The sequence below is a fragment of the Rhizobacter sp. Root1221 genome (assembly GCF_001425785.1).
In the GTDB taxonomy this organism is placed as follows: Bacteria; Pseudomonadota; Gammaproteobacteria; order Burkholderiales; family Burkholderiaceae_C; genus Rhizobacter.
The window spans coordinates 43,064-58,796 of record NZ_LMDI01000031.1; the positions used below are offsets into that span (position 1 = coordinate 43,064).

At 70.2% G+C, this 15,733-nt stretch carries 11 protein-coding genes and 1 pseudogene; 5 read left to right on the forward strand and 7 right to left on the reverse strand.

The window, feature by feature from the left end:
• The first annotated feature begins 237 nt into the window (after positions 1–237).
• On the forward strand, positions 238–2,310 hold the full coding sequence (locus tag ASC87_RS20415) for a PAS domain-containing sensor histidine kinase (RefSeq protein ID WP_056666499.1): 2,073 nt from the start codon (positions 238–240) through the stop codon (positions 2,308–2,310).
• Between the two features lie 13 nt (positions 2,311–2,323).
• Here the strand turns inward: ASC87_RS20415 and ASC87_RS20420 are convergent, their stop codons facing one another.
• Complete coding sequence (locus ASC87_RS20420) at positions 2,324–2,710, reverse strand: response regulator transcription factor (protein ID WP_162255187.1); 387 nt, start codon at positions 2,708–2,710, stop codon at positions 2,324–2,326.
• 229 nt (positions 2,711–2,939) lie between these two features.
• On the opposite strand from ASC87_RS20420, the gene ASC87_RS20425 reads away from it, so the two are divergent.
• The 3 genes from ASC87_RS20425 (at position 2,940) to ASC87_RS20435 (ending at position 5,512) form a co-directional block, all read left to right on the forward strand.
• Entirely contained in the window at positions 2,940–3,182 is a 243-nt protein-coding gene (locus ASC87_RS20425) for a hypothetical protein (protein ID WP_056666505.1), read from the forward strand.
• A gap of 63 nt (positions 3,183–3,245) precedes the next feature.
• A complete protein-coding gene (locus tag ASC87_RS20430) occupies positions 3,246–3,494 on the forward strand; it encodes a DUF3297 family protein (RefSeq protein ID WP_056666508.1) in 249 nt (82 codons plus the stop codon).
• A gap of 92 nt (positions 3,495–3,586) precedes the next feature.
• The gene (locus ASC87_RS20435; protein WP_235582230.1) at positions 3,587–5,512 is read left to right on the forward strand and encodes a PAS domain S-box protein; all 1,926 of its coding nucleotides are present in this window, start codon (positions 3,587–3,589) and stop codon (positions 5,510–5,512) included.
• A gap of 64 nt (positions 5,513–5,576) precedes the next feature.
• Here the strand turns inward: ASC87_RS20435 and ASC87_RS20440 are convergent, their stop codons facing one another.
• Positions 5,577–5,792, reverse strand: a complete 216-nt coding sequence (locus ASC87_RS20440) for a hypothetical protein (protein WP_056666511.1) — start codon at positions 5,790–5,792, stop codon at positions 5,577–5,579.
• Between the two features lie 220 nt (positions 5,793–6,012).
• On the opposite strand from ASC87_RS20440, the gene ASC87_RS20445 reads away from it, so the two are divergent.
• Positions 6,013–6,228 carry a hypothetical protein gene (locus tag ASC87_RS20445; RefSeq protein ID WP_056666513.1) on the forward strand — a complete coding sequence of 72 codons (216 nt, stop codon included), beginning with the start codon at positions 6,013–6,015 and terminating at the stop codon, positions 6,226–6,228.
• 84 nt (positions 6,229–6,312) lie between these two features.
• On the opposite strand, the gene ASC87_RS20450 is transcribed toward ASC87_RS20445, so the two are convergent.
• From ASC87_RS20450 to ASC87_RS33850, 5 genes and pseudogenes are all read right to left on the reverse strand, one after another.
• Positions 6,313–6,549 carry a hypothetical protein gene (locus ASC87_RS20450; RefSeq protein WP_056666516.1) on the reverse strand — a complete coding sequence of 79 codons (237 nt, stop codon included), beginning with the start codon at positions 6,547–6,549 and terminating at the stop codon, positions 6,313–6,315.
• A 134-nt stretch (positions 6,550–6,683) separates the two neighbouring features.
• Positions 6,684–8,354 carry an acyl-CoA dehydrogenase gene (locus ASC87_RS20455; RefSeq protein ID WP_082568800.1) on the reverse strand — a complete coding sequence of 557 codons (1,671 nt, stop codon included), beginning with the start codon at positions 8,352–8,354 and terminating at the stop codon, positions 6,684–6,686.
• Complete coding sequence (locus ASC87_RS20460) at positions 8,351–9,634, reverse strand: MFS transporter (RefSeq protein WP_056666521.1); 1,284 nt, start codon at positions 9,632–9,634, stop codon at positions 8,351–8,353. The genes ASC87_RS20455 and ASC87_RS20460 overlap by 4 nt, the downstream gene beginning before the upstream one ends.
• Positions 9,631–13,866: amino acid adenylation domain-containing protein (locus ASC87_RS20465; protein ID WP_235582231.1), on the reverse strand; the 4,236-nt coding region annotated here is incomplete at its 5' end. The genes ASC87_RS20460 and ASC87_RS20465, both read right to left, overlap by 4 nt.
• A 1-nt stretch (position 13,867) precedes the next feature.
• Positions 13,868–15,730, reverse strand: a pseudogene (locus tag ASC87_RS33850) (amino acid adenylation domain-containing protein); the annotation flags it as partial.
• Positions 15,731–15,733 lie beyond the last annotated feature (3 nt).

The following is a 15,733-nucleotide window of genomic DNA, read 5'->3' on the forward strand; positions in this document are numbered from 1 at the left end:
TGGCGTACACCTGCGACGGGAAGGAGGCCCCGGCTCCTTCGACACCCGCCCGTGCCGGCAAAGCTGCCGCCAGCACACACAACAACACCCCAGCCCGCCAGGTCGCCCACATCGCTCAGCCCACTTCCGTTGCAAAAAGCGGGGAATTCTAGGGCTTGCCCCCGCCCAAATGCCTCAAGCAACAGCCGATCATGTCGATAACGCTAAACCCCACGGCCCGCGCAGAAGTACGCCCCGATGTCAGTCACCGCCCCCGCCACCGATCAGGCCCACCGGGACAGGCTCCTCGAGAGGCTCCAGCTCAACCGCGACACCCCCGATGCCGCGTTCGACGCCCTCACCCGCCTGGCGGCTGCCTCGCTGGCGGCCCCCATCGTGCTGCTGGCCCTGGGGGACGCGGAACGGCCCTGGATCGCCTCGCACGTGGGTTGGGACGGCAGCGCCTGGCCAGTGCCGCGCGTGTGGCCTGCCACCACCGGTGCGTGCACGTTCCATGGCGACGGCCTGGCGTTCGGCGCCGGGCAACCAGTCACCTTCGGCGGTGCCACCGTGGGCATGCTGTGGGTCATGGACCGCGTGGCCCGGCCGCTCGGACCGGCCGAACGCGCCCTGCTGGCCGACCTGTCGGCCATGGCCACGGGTGTACTCGAACAACACCATGACCGCCTGGTACGCCAGGAACAGGCCGACCACAACGCCCGGCTCGCCCAGGCCCTGCAGCATTCGGAAACGGCGCTGGCCGACGTGCACCGTCACGACAGCACCGAAACCCGCACGGCCCAGCGCCGGCTGAAGGCCGTCGAGAACCGGTTCCGCCTGCTGTGGCAGACCACCCTCGACGTGGTCATCATGCTCGACGAACGCAGCCGCATCCAATTCGTCAATCCGGCCGTCGAACAGGTGTTCGGTCACACGCCCGAATCGCTGCTCGGCGAACACCTCGCCGTGATCCAGCCAGAGTACCTGCGCGAGCCGCACCGGCGCGGCTTCCAGCGGTACCTCGACACCGGCGAGCGGCGCATCGACTGGCGCGCCACCGAGGTCGTGGGCCTGCATGCCGACGGCAGCGAGTTCCCCATCGAGGTCAGTTTCAGCGACATGGATGTCGATGGCCAGCGCGTGTTTGCCGCGTGCATCCGCGACATCTCCGTGCGCAAAGCCGGCGAGGCCGCGCAGCGCGCGATGGCGGAACAGCTCCGGCACGCGCAGAAGATGGAGTCGCTGGGTGTGCTCGCGGGCGGCATCGCGCACGACTTCAACAACGTGCTCGCGGGCATCCTCGGCAACGCCACGCTGGCACTCGAAGCGTCCACCGCATCGGCCACCGCGGCCCACCTGCGCCAGATCCAGGTGGGCGGAAGACGGGGCCGGGAGCTGGTGCAGCAAATCCTCAGCTTCGCGCGGCGTCAACCGGCGGTGCTGGCCGTCACCGGCCTCAACGACCTGGTGACGGAAAGCCTGGAATTGCTGCGCGCCACGCTGCCCCATGGCGTGAGACTGGCATCGGACCTGTCTGCCACCCCCTGCCACGTCCACGCGGACGCAGCCCAGATCGGGCAGGTCGTGCTGAACCTGTGCACCAACGCCCTGCATGCCTTGCACGGCGCCCCCGGCACCATCACGGTGGGCACGGCGCCGGTGGCGCTCGCGGGTGCTGCCGCCGAACACCGCAGGGTGGTGCCCGGCCGGTACGCCCGGCTGTGGGTGCATGACGACGGCCACGGCATGGACGACGCCACCGTTGCGCGCATCTTCGAACCGTTTTTCACCACGAAGCCAGCGGGCCAGGGCACCGGCCTCGGACTGGCCGTGGTGCACGGCATCGTGGGCGCCCATGGCGGCAGTATCGAGGTGACGAGCCAGGTGGGCCTGGGCACCTGCGTCGAAATCCACCTGCCCCTGTGCGAGCCCGGCCCGGCGGCATCCGCCCTGGCGCCTCAGCCGCAGGTGCCACAGGGGACCGGCCAGCACGTGCTCTACGTGGACGACGACGACGTGATGCGCCTGCTGGGCCGGCTCGGGTACCGGGCCACGGTGTGCGACGGGGCCGCGGCCGCGCTGGCCCTGGTGCGCGGGGACCCGTCGGCCTTCGACATGGTCGTCACCGACTTCGACATGCCCGGGCAATCGGGCCTGCAACTGGCCGGGCACCTGCTCGCCATCCGCCCCGGCCTGCCCATCGTCATCAGCTCAGGCAACGTCACGGAGCAGATGACCCGCGACGCGTTGCAAGCGGGCGTGCGTGCGCTGATGCACAAGCAGCACACGGTGGAGGAACTGGGCCAGGTGCTCGCGCGCTTGCGCGCCTGAACCATCCTGCCGGTCAGGACGTTTGGTGCACGGCCACCGGTCCGGCATCCCACGCCGTGAGCCGGGCCATCAGCAGGTCCACCTCCGAGGCCTTGTCGTAGAAACCGGCGGCGCCCAGTTCCAGGCACCGGGTCCGGTACGAATCCATGGCGAGGTTGGTGAGCACCATCACCTGGCAACGGTGCCCTTCGGACCGGCACCGGGCGAGCAGGTTGAGGCCACTGCCTTGCGCCAGCGACAGGTCCAGCAGCACCACATCGGGCAGCATCCGGCGGATCAGCTCGATGCCGGTGTCTTCCGTGGCGGCGATGCCGTTGATCGACGCGTTCGGGATGCGCTCCAGGTAGTGCAGGAACACCCGCTGCATCGCGACCGAGTCCTCGACCAGAACGATGTTCATGCCCGCACCGCCCGGAGCGCGGCCCGGCGCGGCACGAAGTGGGCGCATTGGCTGAACGGCATCGGGGCATTCTGATCCTGTGTCGAGCGCGGCGCCATCCCTACCCCCACAGGCCGCGCGGCGACCACGACTTTCGTGCACGAACTCTCAAGCAGCGGGGCCACGAGGGGCCGGCACCTTGAGCCGGCATCCGGCGGCCGCAAGAATGCACGTTTTCCTTTCCTGCGTCATGAGCACCGGCAAGCTTCTTCCACACCAGGTCGAACGGCTCTTTGTGGGCGACTTCATGATCACCGCGACGGCGCACCCGCTCGCCGGCGGGCACTACCAGGCCCGGACCGTCGTCACCTCGCTCGGCGGCAAGCGCACCCGTGCCCAGCGTTTCATCGACCTGGACTACTTTCCCACCGTCGAGGAAGCCGTGGCCTGCGCCCGCATGGCGGGCCTCGCGTACGTCGAAACGCAAGGGTGACGCCGGGTCGGCCAGAAATCCGGGAAAATCGGATTCCGACCGATCCCCCGACCCCGAAGCCCCATGAGCGACACCTCCTCCCTGCCCCCCATGCCCGATCGCCTCTCCGTCGATCCGCGCAGCCCCCACCACGTCCCCGCCGTCTTCGAACGCGAGATCGGCATCCGGCTCAACGGCAAGGAGCGCTTCGACGTCGAGGAGTACTGCATCAGCGAAGGCTGGGTCCGGGTACCCGCCGGCCGCACGCTCGACCGCAAGGGGCAGCCGATGATGATCAAGCTGAAAGGCACGGTCGAGGCGTTCTACCGCTGACGCCCCGCGCGCTTACACTGGCCCCGAGGGCGACCGACCCTCGGGACGCCCGCCGCGGGCCCGTCAACCGCGACGCACGAATGGAGCCGTGAATGGCCATCGGACAGCCGACTTCCGTGCCCGACCATCGACCGATCAGCGAGATCGGCGACGAGCGGTTCCGGCTGCTCGTCGACAGTGTCCAGGACTACGCCATCTTCATGCTCGACCCCGACGGCACCGTGCGCACCTGGAACGCCGGCGCCGAGCGGCTCAAGGGGTACACGGCCCGCGAGATCATCGGCCAGCACTTCGAGGTCTTCTATCCGGACGAGGCCGTCGCCCGCGGCTGGCCCGCCGAGGAATTGAGGCGCGCCACGTCACTGGGCCGGTTCGAGGACGAAGGCTGGCGCATCCGCAAGGACGGCCAGCGTTTCTGGGCCAGCGTGATCATCACCGCCCTGCGCGACGGCGCCGGCCGGTTGCAGGGTTTTGCCAAGGTCACCCGCGACCTCAGCGAACGGCGCCGCCACGAGGAAGAACTCCGCCAGAGCGAGGCGCAACTGCGGCTCCTGGTGGATGCCGTCGATGACTGCGCGATCTTCATGCTGTCGCCCACAGGCGAGGTGCTCACGTGGAACGCGGGCGCTGAACGCATCAAGGGCTACGCGGCGGCCGACGTGATCGGGCACCACTTCACGATGTTCTTCACCGCGGAGGACATTGCCGCCGGGCTGCCCGAACGGGAGCTGTTGCTGGCCCGGCGCACGGGCCGCGCGCAAGCGGAAGGGCGGCGCGTGCGCAAGGACGGCCAGGTGTTCTGGGCCAACGTCACCATCACCCGGGTGCTCGATGCCGACGGCACGCTGCGCGGTTTCGCCAAGGTGACGCGGGACCTCTCCGAGCAACACCGGTGGGCTGAACTCGAGAAATCGAGCCGGCGCATGGAAGAGTTCCTCGCGACGCTGGCGCACGAGCTGCGCAACCCGCTCGCGCCGCTGCGCAATGCGGTCGAGATCATGGCGCTGCGCGACGACCTGCCCCCCGACATGGCGGACATGCGCCACCTCATCGGCCGCCAGACCCAGCACCTGACCCGCCTGGTGGACGACCTGCTCGACGTCGCGCGCATCACCACCGGCAGGATCTCGCTCGTCAAGGCCTGGGTGGACGTGTGCGAGGTGATACGCAGCAGTGTCGAGTCGGTCCGGCCGCAAATGAACGGGAAACACCAGACGCTCGAACTGACCCTGCCCGAGCAACCGGTAGGCATCCTGGGCGACACCGTCCGGCTGGCGCAGGCGATCCAGAACCTGCTGACCAACGCGACGCGCTACACGCCGGACGGCGGCAGGATCCGCGTTGCGGGCCTGCGGCAGGGGACGGCCTTCCAGGTCACCGTCACCGACAACGGCATAGGCCTGTTGCCCGATGCCAGCGAACGCATCTTCCGGCTTTTCTCGCGGGAGCCGGTGGCCAGGCACCCGGAGGACAGCGGGCTCGGCATCGGCCTGAGCCTCGCGCGCCGGATCGTCGAACTGCACGGGGGCAACCTCACGGCCAGCAGCGGCGGGCCTGGGCAGGGCACCACGTTTTCGATGCTGTTGCCAGCGCCGGCCGGGTCGGCCCCGATCGCCCTGGCCCCCGAGACGCGCAGCGAAACGTCGGGCCGGCGCGTGCTCGTGATCGACGACAACCGCGACTCCACCGATTCGATGGTGGAAGTGCTGTCCCTCCTCGGCCACGACGCCCGCGGCGCCTACAGCGGCGCCGATGGCCTGACCCTGGCCGGCACCTTCCGCCCCGACGTCGTGCTGCTCGACCTCAACATGCCGGACATGAACGGCTTCGACGTGGCCAAGCAGCTGCGCACCCGCTTCGATGCCGGCCTGCTCGTGGTGGCGATGACCGGGTACGGCCGCCAGGCCGACCGCCAGGCCACCCTCGTGACCGGGTTCGACGAGCACCTGACCAAGCCGGTGGCGTTCGAACAGCTGGAGGCCCTGCTGGCCAGCGTGCCCCGGCGGGACACGGCGTAACGGACGCGGACAGGCCCGCGGCGAGCGACAGCGCGACGCTGGCGTGACTTCAAGGCGGCGCCTGTTACGACGAGCCCGTGGTGCTTTCCGCGTGCTCTTCTTCGTCGCAAAGGGCGTCGAGGGCCTCGCCCACCTCGTCGAGGTCGGCCTCGCCGTCGACATAACGCTGCTGCAGTGCCTGGAATTCTTCCGGTGCCTCGATGCCCCGGTCCTGCAGCAATTGCGTCAACCGCGCCATGTCATTGGCGCGAACCTCGTCGTCGTCGTTGTCGTCGTCCATGGTGCATCCTTTCGCTAGGCGGCCCCGGGGCCTGCCTCCGGTTGCCAGGATCAAGCTATACCTCATCAGCGGCCCGCATGCCCGCAGTGCAGGTATTCCTGCACGTCCACCGCACCGCATCCTGGCGACCCCCGTTCCACTCCGGCAAGAACCAGTCTCGGCCGTTCAGCCTGCCGAGGCATTTCCGAGGGACACTCGGGGTTCACTGCAGGAATCCACCATGGAAAAGAACATCTTCGCCCAACTCGCGGCCGGCCCATTTCCCAAGACCGTCACGCACGGCGCCACCATCCAGTACGTCAAGAAATTCCTGGCGCGAGGCTGGCTGGACGCCGTCGTCGATTCGTCGGCCAAGGGCCGGTACAACGCCGGGCAACACACTGTCGCGGTGATCCGTGGGGTCACCGACGCGGGTCGCGCGGCGCTGGAAAAATGAACGGGGGCCGCGCGGGGTGACCCCCTGGCGCGGCAGACTTCCCTGCGAGAACAGGCGCCGAGGCGCCTGTTCTTGTTTCAGGTTCTACTTCAGGTCGAGGCGCTGCTGCGCCTCGGTGATGACCTCGCGGATGGCGGTCAGGTAGGCACGCCCGTTCGCGACGTTTTCGATGGTCCAGTTGGGGCCGCCGCCACCCTCGTCGAGGCGGATGGGAAAACCCACCTGGACGGCCTCGCCATCCTCCAGCACCGCAGGAATTTCATGGACCAGCCGCGAAACTTCATCGTGGATTTCGTGAGCGGTCTTCTCGATCTTCGCCATCAACGTCTCCCGGTGTTGAGAGGTGAATGATGAACCTGTCGCACGTTGATGCCCTCCGGATGAACCCGGGCGCCACCCATGCAGACGGCCCCGAAGGAAGAAGCACAAAACCCCTTTCGCGTCAGCGTTTTTCTCTAAAAATGGGAGAACCCCAGCGCCGCCCCTCCCCGACGGTGCCATTCGAGCATCGTCTCGTACACCGGCGCGAACGAGGCATTGCCCTCGTCCAGCGGCAGGCCTGACAGGCGGCGCAGCGCGAGTACCAGCGCGTGGCCGTCGGTGACCAACGGGTCGAGCCGCGGCGCGTTGGCGGCCCACAGCTGCGTGCAGGCTGCCGCAGCATGGCGGTCGCAGTAGGCGCGGGCATGACGGAACATCGCGGCCGAGGCCTTCATCGCGCCGGGCTGATCCCGCAAGGCAGCCACTTCGCGCCGCAATGCCGCGAGCGCCTCGGCCTCCTGCGCCAGCAGCGGCGCGGCCGACGCCGGCATGCCGGCCGGCGGCGGCGCGCCCACAACCAGGTCGGCGCCATGGTCGAACAGGGCCAACCGGCTCGCATCGAAAGCCGGCAGATTCGCCGACAGGTCGAAGAGCGAGGCTCGTCGCGGGTCCTCGCCGCCCTCGCCCGCCTTCAGCAGGAACGGCAGCTGCGCCGCAATCGACTGGAGGTTCACCGCCGCGCTGCCGTCGAACATGCCGATCAGCGCGTTGTCGCGCAGCACCTTCTGGAACAGGCCCTCCGGCCCCTGGCGCAGGAAATGGCGCGCGCCCATCACGCCAGCCAGTCGCCGCACCGCCTGCTCCAGCGTGGCCGGCACGAAATACTTGACCACGGCCGACCAGCTGCTGAACTGCTCCGGCGCCACGTGCAGCCCACGCGCCGCCACGCGACCCACCGCGTCGCACACCAGCAGGTCGACAAACGATTCCACCAAGGCCAGGCGCACCGCCGGCAGCGTCAGCATCGAGCGGCCGTAGAGCTGGCGGCCTAGCGCGAAGTCGAGCGTGAGCTTCAGTGCCGACTGCGCCGAGCCCAGCGCCAGCGCGGCGCACAGCGTGCGGGTGACTTGCAGCGTCTTCAGTGCCAGGTCCAACCCGCCGCCGGCCGGACCGACCAACGCCGACTCGGGCACCCGGGCCGCGCGCAGCGTGAAGCCGCTGATGTCGGCACCTCGGATGCCATGGGTGGCCAGCTTGGGCAACGGTGCGAAGCTGCCCGGGTCCAGCGCTCGCTTGTCGAGCAGGAAGAGGCCAAAGCCGCGCGGCCCGCCCTCGGGCCTGGTGCGGGCGAACACCAGCGCAGCGGTGCTGCGGCTGGCGTTGTTGATCAGCCATTTGCGGCCGTCGATCACGAAGCCGCCATCGTCGGCAAGCCGGGCGTGCGTGTCGCTGGCCAGGATGTCGCTGCCGTGCGCCTCCTCGGTGAGGCCGAAGGCCACCGCGCCGCCGTCAAGCACCAGCCGGGCCAGCCGGCGCTGCTGGTCGTCGCTGCCGCCCAGCCATACCGGCGCCGAGCCGAGGAACACCGCTGCATGGGCGATCGCGGCCGTGAGGTCGCGCTGCGCGACCACGCGGGTCAGCGCCAGCAGTTCCTCGAAAGAATGGAATTGCCCGCCGAGGCGGCGCGGCACGTAGTGGTGGTGCAGGCCCCAGGCGTCGAGCGCCGTGTACAGCGTCTGGGGAAAGGCCGCTTGCTCGTCGTCGTGCAGCGCGCGTTCGCGGCTGCCCGGCGCAGCGGGATCGCGCGGGTCGCCCAGCTGCTTGTCGAGCGAGGCGATCAACCTGGCGGAATGGGAGGTGATCATCGGGATGGGGAAGCGAGATGTGGCGAGCGCCAGGCCAGGCCCGAGGCCAGCACGGTGGCCAGGCCCAGCAGCAGGAACAGCAGTGCGATGCCGCGGCCCGGCCCGCTCCCGAGCAGGTTGCCGACGAGGCCGCCGCCAAGGTAGCCGTCGGCACGCATCAGCGGCTCGAACCACTGCTGGGCCACGACCCCGGCACTCAGGTAGGCCAGCAGCTGCGACAGCAGCGTGGCGGTCTTGCGCGCCGACAGCACCCGCCCTTGCAGCGCAGGCGCGACCGTGCCCTGCCAGATGGCGTCGTAGTAGGCACCGACGATCGCGAGGCTGAAGAAGTAGACGAAGGCCGAGGCCATCACCAGCGCGACCGACTCGGTGAGCGACACGCTGACCATCGCCAGCCCGGCCACCACCTGGTAGGCCACCACGCGCTGCACCAGCCGGTCGGCGCGGCGGCGCAGGCCGATCAGCAGGCAGCCGGCAACCATGCCCACGCCACCGGTGGAGAGGATGGTGCCCAGCACCGCCTTCGACGAAAAGCCGAGGATCATCGGAATGGCCAGCACGGTGACCATGCCCATGAAGAAGGTGTTGGCGATGACAAACAGCGCCAGTGCCAGCAGCGCCGGGTGGGCCGCGATGTAGCGCCAGCCGGTCAGGAAGTCGGCCAGGCCGATGCCCGTGGCGGCCCGGGCCGACGAGGCCTCGTCGGCCGGCGCGCGAGGTAGCCTCAGCAGCGCGAGCACCAGCACCGCCGCGCCCAGCGCCGCGATGCAGAACACCAGAACGCCGCTCAGCTGCACCGCCTGCAGCAGCACGCCGCCCAGCAGCGGAGCCACCACCTGCGCGACCGAGAAGGCCAGTTGCACCAGGCTGTTGGCACGCGGCAGCTCGGGCTTGTCGACCAGCAGGGCCAGCGTGGCGCTGATCGCCGGCCATTGCAGCGCCGAGAAACCGGAGGCGACCAGCGTGAACAGGTAGACCTGCCACACCTGCAGAGTGCCCGAGGCGGCGACCGCGGCCAACGCCGCGCAGGCCAACGCAGCGCCCAGCGTGGTGCCCGCCAGCACCGCGCGCCGGCTCCAGCGGTCGGCCAGCACGCCGCCCAGCGGCGACAGCGCGATGGCCGGCAGGATGGTCAGCAGGAACACAAGCGAGAACTGGCTGATCGAGCCACTGTGCTCGTAGACCCAGATCGCGATCACGAACTCCACCACCCGCAGCCCGACGAAGGCCAGCAACAGCGCCGTCGCCATCACCAGCAGGGTGCGCCAGCCGCGCGTCATGCCTGCACCGCCGCGTGCCCGGACCGGTGCACAGCGCCCGTCCGGGCCAGCGCTTGCGACAAGGCCTGCGCCAGCTTCTGCACGTGCGGCCGCTGCATGATGGTCCAGTGGTCGCCCCCGATCACCTGCACCGCCAGCCGCCCGCGGGCGAACTCGGCCCAGCCGCAGGATGGGTCTTCGTGCCCGGCGGAGAAAAGGTGCAGCGGCGGCAGCTGCGCAGGTGGCCGGTAGCGCTCGCCGGCGGCGATGAGGCGGCCCAGCGTGGCCAGGCGCGAACGGACCTCGGCCTCCTGCAGTTCGGCCGGCAGGTGCCCGGCTTGGCGGCAGCGCTGCAGGATGGCGCCCACGTCACCGAGCGCAGCCAGCGCCTGCTGCTCGCCGTCAGGCACGTCGGGCAGCACACCACGCAGGTACGTCATCAGCAGCCGCACTTCGTCCACGGTGCGCGGCGTGCGCAGGCCGGGTGCGCTCAGATGCGTGTCGATCAGGCCAAGGAATTCCACCGCCTCTCCCTGGCCCAGCAGCTGGTCGGCGATGGCGCAGGCCAGCATGCCACCGAACGACCAGCCGGCGAGGCGATAGGGACCCTGCGGCTGCAGCCGGCGGATGGTATTCACGTGCCGCGCTGCCAGCGCCTCCATCGACACCGGCTCGCCCAGGGCATCGAGATCCAGTGTCTGCAGGCCATGGACCGGGTGGCCGCCGTCGAGCAGGCGCGACAGCTCCAGGTAGGGCAAGGCCTCGCCGCTGACCTCGTGAGCCAGGAACAGCGGGCGGCCCTCGCCGCCGGTGCGCAATGGCACGGCGCCTTCATCAGCGCGGCCACACTGGCCCGACAGCACCGCATCGGCAAGGCCCTTGACGGTGGGCCGCGACATCAGCAGCGACAGCGACACGCCCAGTCCCAGCGCCTGCAGCCGGCTCATCAGCCGAACGGCCACCAGCGAATGGCCGCCGAGGTCGAAGAAGCTGTCGTGCCGGCCCACCTGCTCGACGCCCAGCAGCTCCTGCCACAGCTGCGCGAGTTGCGCCTCCACCGCGCCCTGCGGCGGTTCATGGCGGCCGCGCAGCGCCTGGCCGGCAGCGGGCACCGGCAACTGCATGCGATCCAGCTTGCCGCTCGGCGTGAGCGGCAAGGCCTCCAGCACCACGAAGGCCGCCGGCATCATGAATTCGGGCAGCGCCGCACGCAGGTGGCGGCGCAGGTCGTCCACATCGAGGGCCTCGCCGCCCCTGGGGACCACGTAGGCCGCCAGCCGGCGTTCGCCGACGGCCAGGTCGTCGCGGGGCACCACCGCCACCCGGCCCACCCGCGGATGCAACGCCAGCCGCGCCTCGATCTCGCCGGGTTCGATGCGGTTGCCGCGGATCTTGATCTGGTGGTCGGCGCGGCCCAGGTATTCGAGCCGGCCGTCCTCACCCCAGCGGCCCAGGTCGCCGGTCTTGTAGACCCGGGCATCGGCCGCAGCGCCGAACGGATGCGGCAGGAAGCGTTCGGCCGTCATGTCGGGCCGGTTCAGGTAGCCGCAGGTGACGCCGGCGCCGCCGATGAAGATTTCGCCGACCGCGCCCAACGGCGCCGGCCGGCTTCGGTGGTCGAGCACATAGAGCTGGGTGTTGATCAGCGGAAAGCCCATCGACACATGGGTACCCTCGTGCTCGCGGCCCACGTGCCAGGTGGAGTCGGCGGAGGCCTCGGAGCAGCCGTAGATGTTGATGAAGTCGCAGCCTGGCAACGTGGCGCGCAGCTCGCGCAACAACTGCGGCGTGAGCGTTTCGCCGCCCAGCGTCCAGCTGTGCAGCCGCCGCAAGCGCTCGCCGATGCGCGGCAGGTCCAGCAGCGCGCGGGCCAGCGAGGGCACCGCGATCAGTCGTGAGACCCGCTCACGCTCGATCAGGCTGACCAGCGCCTGCGGGTCCTTGGCCACGAGCTCGGGCGCAATGACGAGCGGGCAGCCGTGCACCAGCGGACCCAAGGTCTCGTAAACCGAGTCGACGAAACCGATCGCAGTCTTCTGGCAGGCCACGTCGCCGGGGCGGAAGGCCGCGATCTGGCGCTGCGCCTGCAGGCGGTTGACGGCAGCCGAATGCGGCGAGATCACGCCCTTGGGCACGCCAGTGGAGCCCGAGGTATAGATCACATAGGCCAGGTGCCGCGCGTGCAGGCCGATGGCGGCGGGGTCGGGATTGCCAGGGTCGGCGCCTTCGTCGGCGGTGTCGATCGCGATCACCCGTGCCTCGGTCGGCGGCAGCCGGTCGCGCAGGTGGGCCTGCGTCAGCAACACCGGAGGCCGGGCATCGGCCAGCATGTACGACAGCCGCTCGGCCGGATAGGCCGGGTCCATTGGAAGGTAGGCCCCCCCCGCCTTCAGCGTGGCCAGCAGCCCCACGATCAACTCGGCGCTGCGGTCGGCGCACAGCGCGACGAAGCCGTCGGGGGCCACGCCGGCCTGGCGCAGCCGCAGCGCCAGCCGGTTGGCCATGGCGTTGAGCGCGCGGTAGCTGATGCGCCGCTCGCCGACCATCAGCGCAATGCCCTCGGGATGGCGCGCGGCCTGGGCCTCGAACAACCGGTGCACGAGCGCCTCGCCGGGCATCGCCTCGAGCGGGCCGTTGAAGCCGCGCAGCAGGAGCTCGCGCTCATCGGCGGGCAGCACGTCGATCGCGGCCAGCGGCGCGTCGGGCGCGGTCGCCAGCTGCTGCACCAGCGCCTGCAGCGCGGTCTCGAGGTAGGCGATCACGCGGCCCGCATCGACCATCACATCGGTCTGCGCGCCCAGCATGAAGCCGGTTCCGGTGTCGTCCACCGACAGCGTGACCGGGTAGCTGGTTTGCTCGCGCACCTCCAGCAGCTCGACGCCTTCGACCGTGGCGCCTTCGGCATCGCCACTGCCGTGGCGGTAGTTGAACAGTGCAGAGAACAGCGGTGAACCGCCGGCCAGGCCGCTGCAACGCTGCGCCAGCGCGAGCGGGGCCTGCTCGAAACGCAGCAGTTGCCCCAACTCGTCGCGCATGCCCTTCAGCGCCGCCGCCGTGGTGACTCCGTTCAGCCTCACCCGCAACGGCAAGGTGTTGATGAACAGGCCCACCGCGCGGTCGGCCCGCGCCGCGCCCTGCAGCCGGCCTGACAGCACGCTGCCGAACACCACGTCGTCGCGGCCGCTGGTGCGGCCAACGACGAGGGCCCAGGCCAGGTGGAACAGCGCGGCCGGCGGCACGCCCATGCGGCGCGCCGCGGCGCGCACCTGGTCGTGCAGCGCAGCGGGCAGTGCGCGGCGGCTGCGGCGTACGCGGCGGCCGTCACCCTGCACGTCGCCCAGCCCGAACATCAGCGTCGGCTCGTCCACATCGGCCAGCCGGTTGCGGAAGAAGGCCTCGGCCTCCGCCTCGCCGCGGCGGGCCAGCGCATGGGCGACGAAGCCGCGGTATGGCACCGGCGCTGGCAATGCGTGGCCGCGGCCCTGCAGGCAGGCCAGCACCTCCTCGCGCAGGATCTGCAACGACACGTGGTCGCTGGTCAGGTGATGCTGCAGCACCACCACGAACCAGCGCGCCGATCGAGGGTCGCGTGCGATGCGCAGGCGCAGCAGGGGCGCCCGGCGCACGTCGACGTGCAGGTGCCGGGTGGCCATTTCCTCGTCGAGTTGCGCGCGCAGGTCGCGCGACGGGTCGAGCTGGAATTCCTCGACGGGCAGCGTGGCCTGCTTCAGCACCACCTGCAACGGCGACGGCAGGCCTTCCCAGAAGAAGGCCGTGCGCAGGATGTCGTGGCGGTCGACCATCTGCTGGAACGCGGCGATCCAGGTGTCGAGCCGGTCACGGCCGTCCACCGCCACCAGCACGGGCGACACGTAGGCATCGCCCCGCGGCTTCAGAAGGTGGTGGAACAGCAGGCCTTCCTGCAGCGGCGCGAGCGGATAGGCGTCCTGGATGTTGGCCGCGCCGCCGGGCACGGCCTCGGCAAGCAGGGCGAGCTGTGCGCTGGGGAGTGCCGGCAGTACCGCCGCCTGGTCGTCGGCCGGCAGCAGCGGCACCAGCCCGGCGGCCAGCGCCGACAGTGTCGACGCCTGGTAGATGCTGCGCGCATCACCGCGCCAGCCGGCCAGCCTCAGGCGCTCCATCATCTGCATGATCAGCAGCGAATGGCCGCCGAGGTCGAAGAAGTTGTCGTGGCGGCCCAGGCGTTCGACGCCCAGCAGCTCTTGCCAGATCCGCGCCAGCGTCTGCTCGATNCAGCAGCGAATGGCCGCCGAGGTCGAAGAAGTTGTCGTGGCGGCCCAGGCGTTCGACGCCCAGCAGCTCTTGCCAGATCCGCGCCAGCGTCTGCTCGATGCCCTCGTGCGGCGCCTCGTATTCGGCCGAGGCGTAGGCCTCCTGCTGCGGCGCGGGCAATGCCCCGCGGTCGAGCTTGCCGTTGGCCGTCAGCGGCAGGCTGTCGATCAGCACGATCGCCGCTGGAATCTGGTGCTCGGGCAACAAGCCCTTCAGGTGCTCGCGCAACCGGGCCGGCTCGCCCTGCGCGCCTGGTTTCGCGACGATGTAGGCCACCAGCTTCGGCTCGCTCCGATCCTCCCGCGCGATCACCGCCGCCTGCCCCACCGCCTCGTGCCGGCACAGCGCCGCCTCGATCTCGCCCAGCTCGACCCGGAAGCCCCTGAGCTTCACCTGGTGGTCGTTGCGGCCCAGGTAGTCGATCTGGCCGTCGGCTCGCCACCTCGCCAGGTCGCCCGTGCGGTACATCCGGCCGCCATGGAACGGGTCTTCGACGAAGCGCTCCGCGGTGAGTTCTTCCCGGTTCAGGTAGCCGCGTGCAATGCCGGCGCCGGCCAGGTAGAGCTCCGCCACCACGCCCACGGGCACCGGCTGGCGTTGTGCATCGAGCACGTAGGCCCGCATGTTGGCGATCGGCCGGCCAATGGGCACCGGGCCGTCCTGTACCTGGTCCACCTCGTGCACGATGCAACCCACGGTTGCCTCCGTCGGCCCGTAGTGGTTGAAGATGCGCATCCGCGGTGCATGCTCGCGCCACCAGCGCAGCTGCTCCCCCTTCAGCGCCTCGCCGCCGAGCACCAGCGTGCCGATGCGGCCCTCGACCTGATCGGCCGGCAGCGCCTGGCGCAGCAGCGCCAGGTGCGACGGCGTCARCTTGACCGGCGACAGCTGCCKGCCCTGCACCAGCGCTTCGCGCCATTGACTCGCGTCGCTGCCCTCGGCGCACAACCGCACCGCCCGCCCGCACARCAGCGGCGGGTACACGCCGGTCAGCGTCAGGTCGAAGTTGAACGCGGTGAACACCAGCGAGCCGCTGCCTTCGGCGATGCCCATGCGCTGCACGATGAAGCTGGCGTAGTTGACGATCGACCGGTGCTCGACCATCACACCCTTGGGCTGCCCCGTGGAACCCGAGGTGAAGATCACGTAGGCCAGGTGCGACGGCCYCAGGCCGATCGAATCGGCCGGGATGTCGTGCAGCGGATGCGAGGYGATCCGGGGCCACTCGTCGTCGAGCGCGATCACCTGGGCATCGCAMGCCGGCAACCTCGCCTTCAAGCGGCCTTGTGTCAGCACCACCAGCGGCTTCGCATCGGACAGCATGTCGGACAGACGCTGCGCCGGATACGCCGGGTCCAGCGGCACGTAGGCGCCCCCGGCCTTCAGCACGCCCAGCAGGGCCACCAGCAGCTCCGATTGGCGCGCCATGCAGATCGCCACGAGCCGGTCGGGGCCCACGCCTTGCGCGCGCAGCGCATGGGCCAGTTGGTTGGCCCGTGCGTTCAGCTCGCCGTAGCTCAGGCTCACGCGGCCGTCGCTCACGGCCAGCGCACCGGGRTCGCGCCGTGCCTGCTGCTCGAACAACTCGTGGATCGCACGGTCTTGCGGGTAAGCCGCCTCGGTGCGGTTGAAGCCGTGCAGCACCGCCTGGCGCTGCTCGTCGTGCAGCAGCGGCAGCGCGCCCACCGGCCGGCCCTCGTCGCGCACCATCGCCTGCAGCAGCGCGATGAAATGCCCCGCCCAACGCTCGACCGTGTCGCGGTCGAACAGGTCGGTCGCGTAGTTCAGCGATCCTTCCATCCGCTCGCCCTGCTCCTCCAGCATCAG

Coding starts and splice junctions, on each gene's coding strand:
- ASC87_RS20435 (WP_235582230.1), top strand. CDS start 3,587: ATGGCCATCGGACAGCCGACTTCCGTGCCCGACCATCGACCGATCAGC.
- ASC87_RS20415 (WP_056666499.1), top strand. CDS start 238: ATGTCAGTCACCGCCCCCGCCACCGATCAGGCCCACCGGGACAGGCTC.
- ASC87_RS20425 (WP_056666505.1), top strand. CDS start 2,940: ATGAGCACCGGCAAGCTTCTTCCACACCAGGTCGAACGGCTCTTTGTG.
- ASC87_RS20455 (WP_082568800.1), bottom strand. CDS start 8,354: ATGATCACCTCCCATTCCGCCAGGTTGATCGCCTCGCTCGACAAGCAG.
- ASC87_RS20420 (WP_162255187.1), bottom strand. CDS start 2,710: ATGAACATCGTTCTGGTCGAGGACTCGGTCGCGATGCAGCGGGTGTTC.
- ASC87_RS20450 (WP_056666516.1), bottom strand. CDS start 6,549: ATGGCGAAGATCGAGAAGACCGCTCACGAAATCCACGATGAAGTTTCG.
- ASC87_RS20440 (WP_056666511.1), bottom strand. CDS start 5,792: ATGGACGACGACAACGACGACGACGAGGTTCGCGCCAATGACATGGCG.
- ASC87_RS20460 (WP_056666521.1), bottom strand. CDS start 9,634: ATGACGCGCGGCTGGCGCACCCTGCTGGTGATGGCGACGGCGCTGTTG.
- ASC87_RS20445 (WP_056666513.1), top strand. CDS start 6,013: ATGGAAAAGAACATCTTCGCCCAACTCGCGGCCGGCCCATTTCCCAAG.
- ASC87_RS20430 (WP_056666508.1), top strand. CDS start 3,246: ATGAGCGACACCTCCTCCCTGCCCCCCATGCCCGATCGCCTCTCCGTC.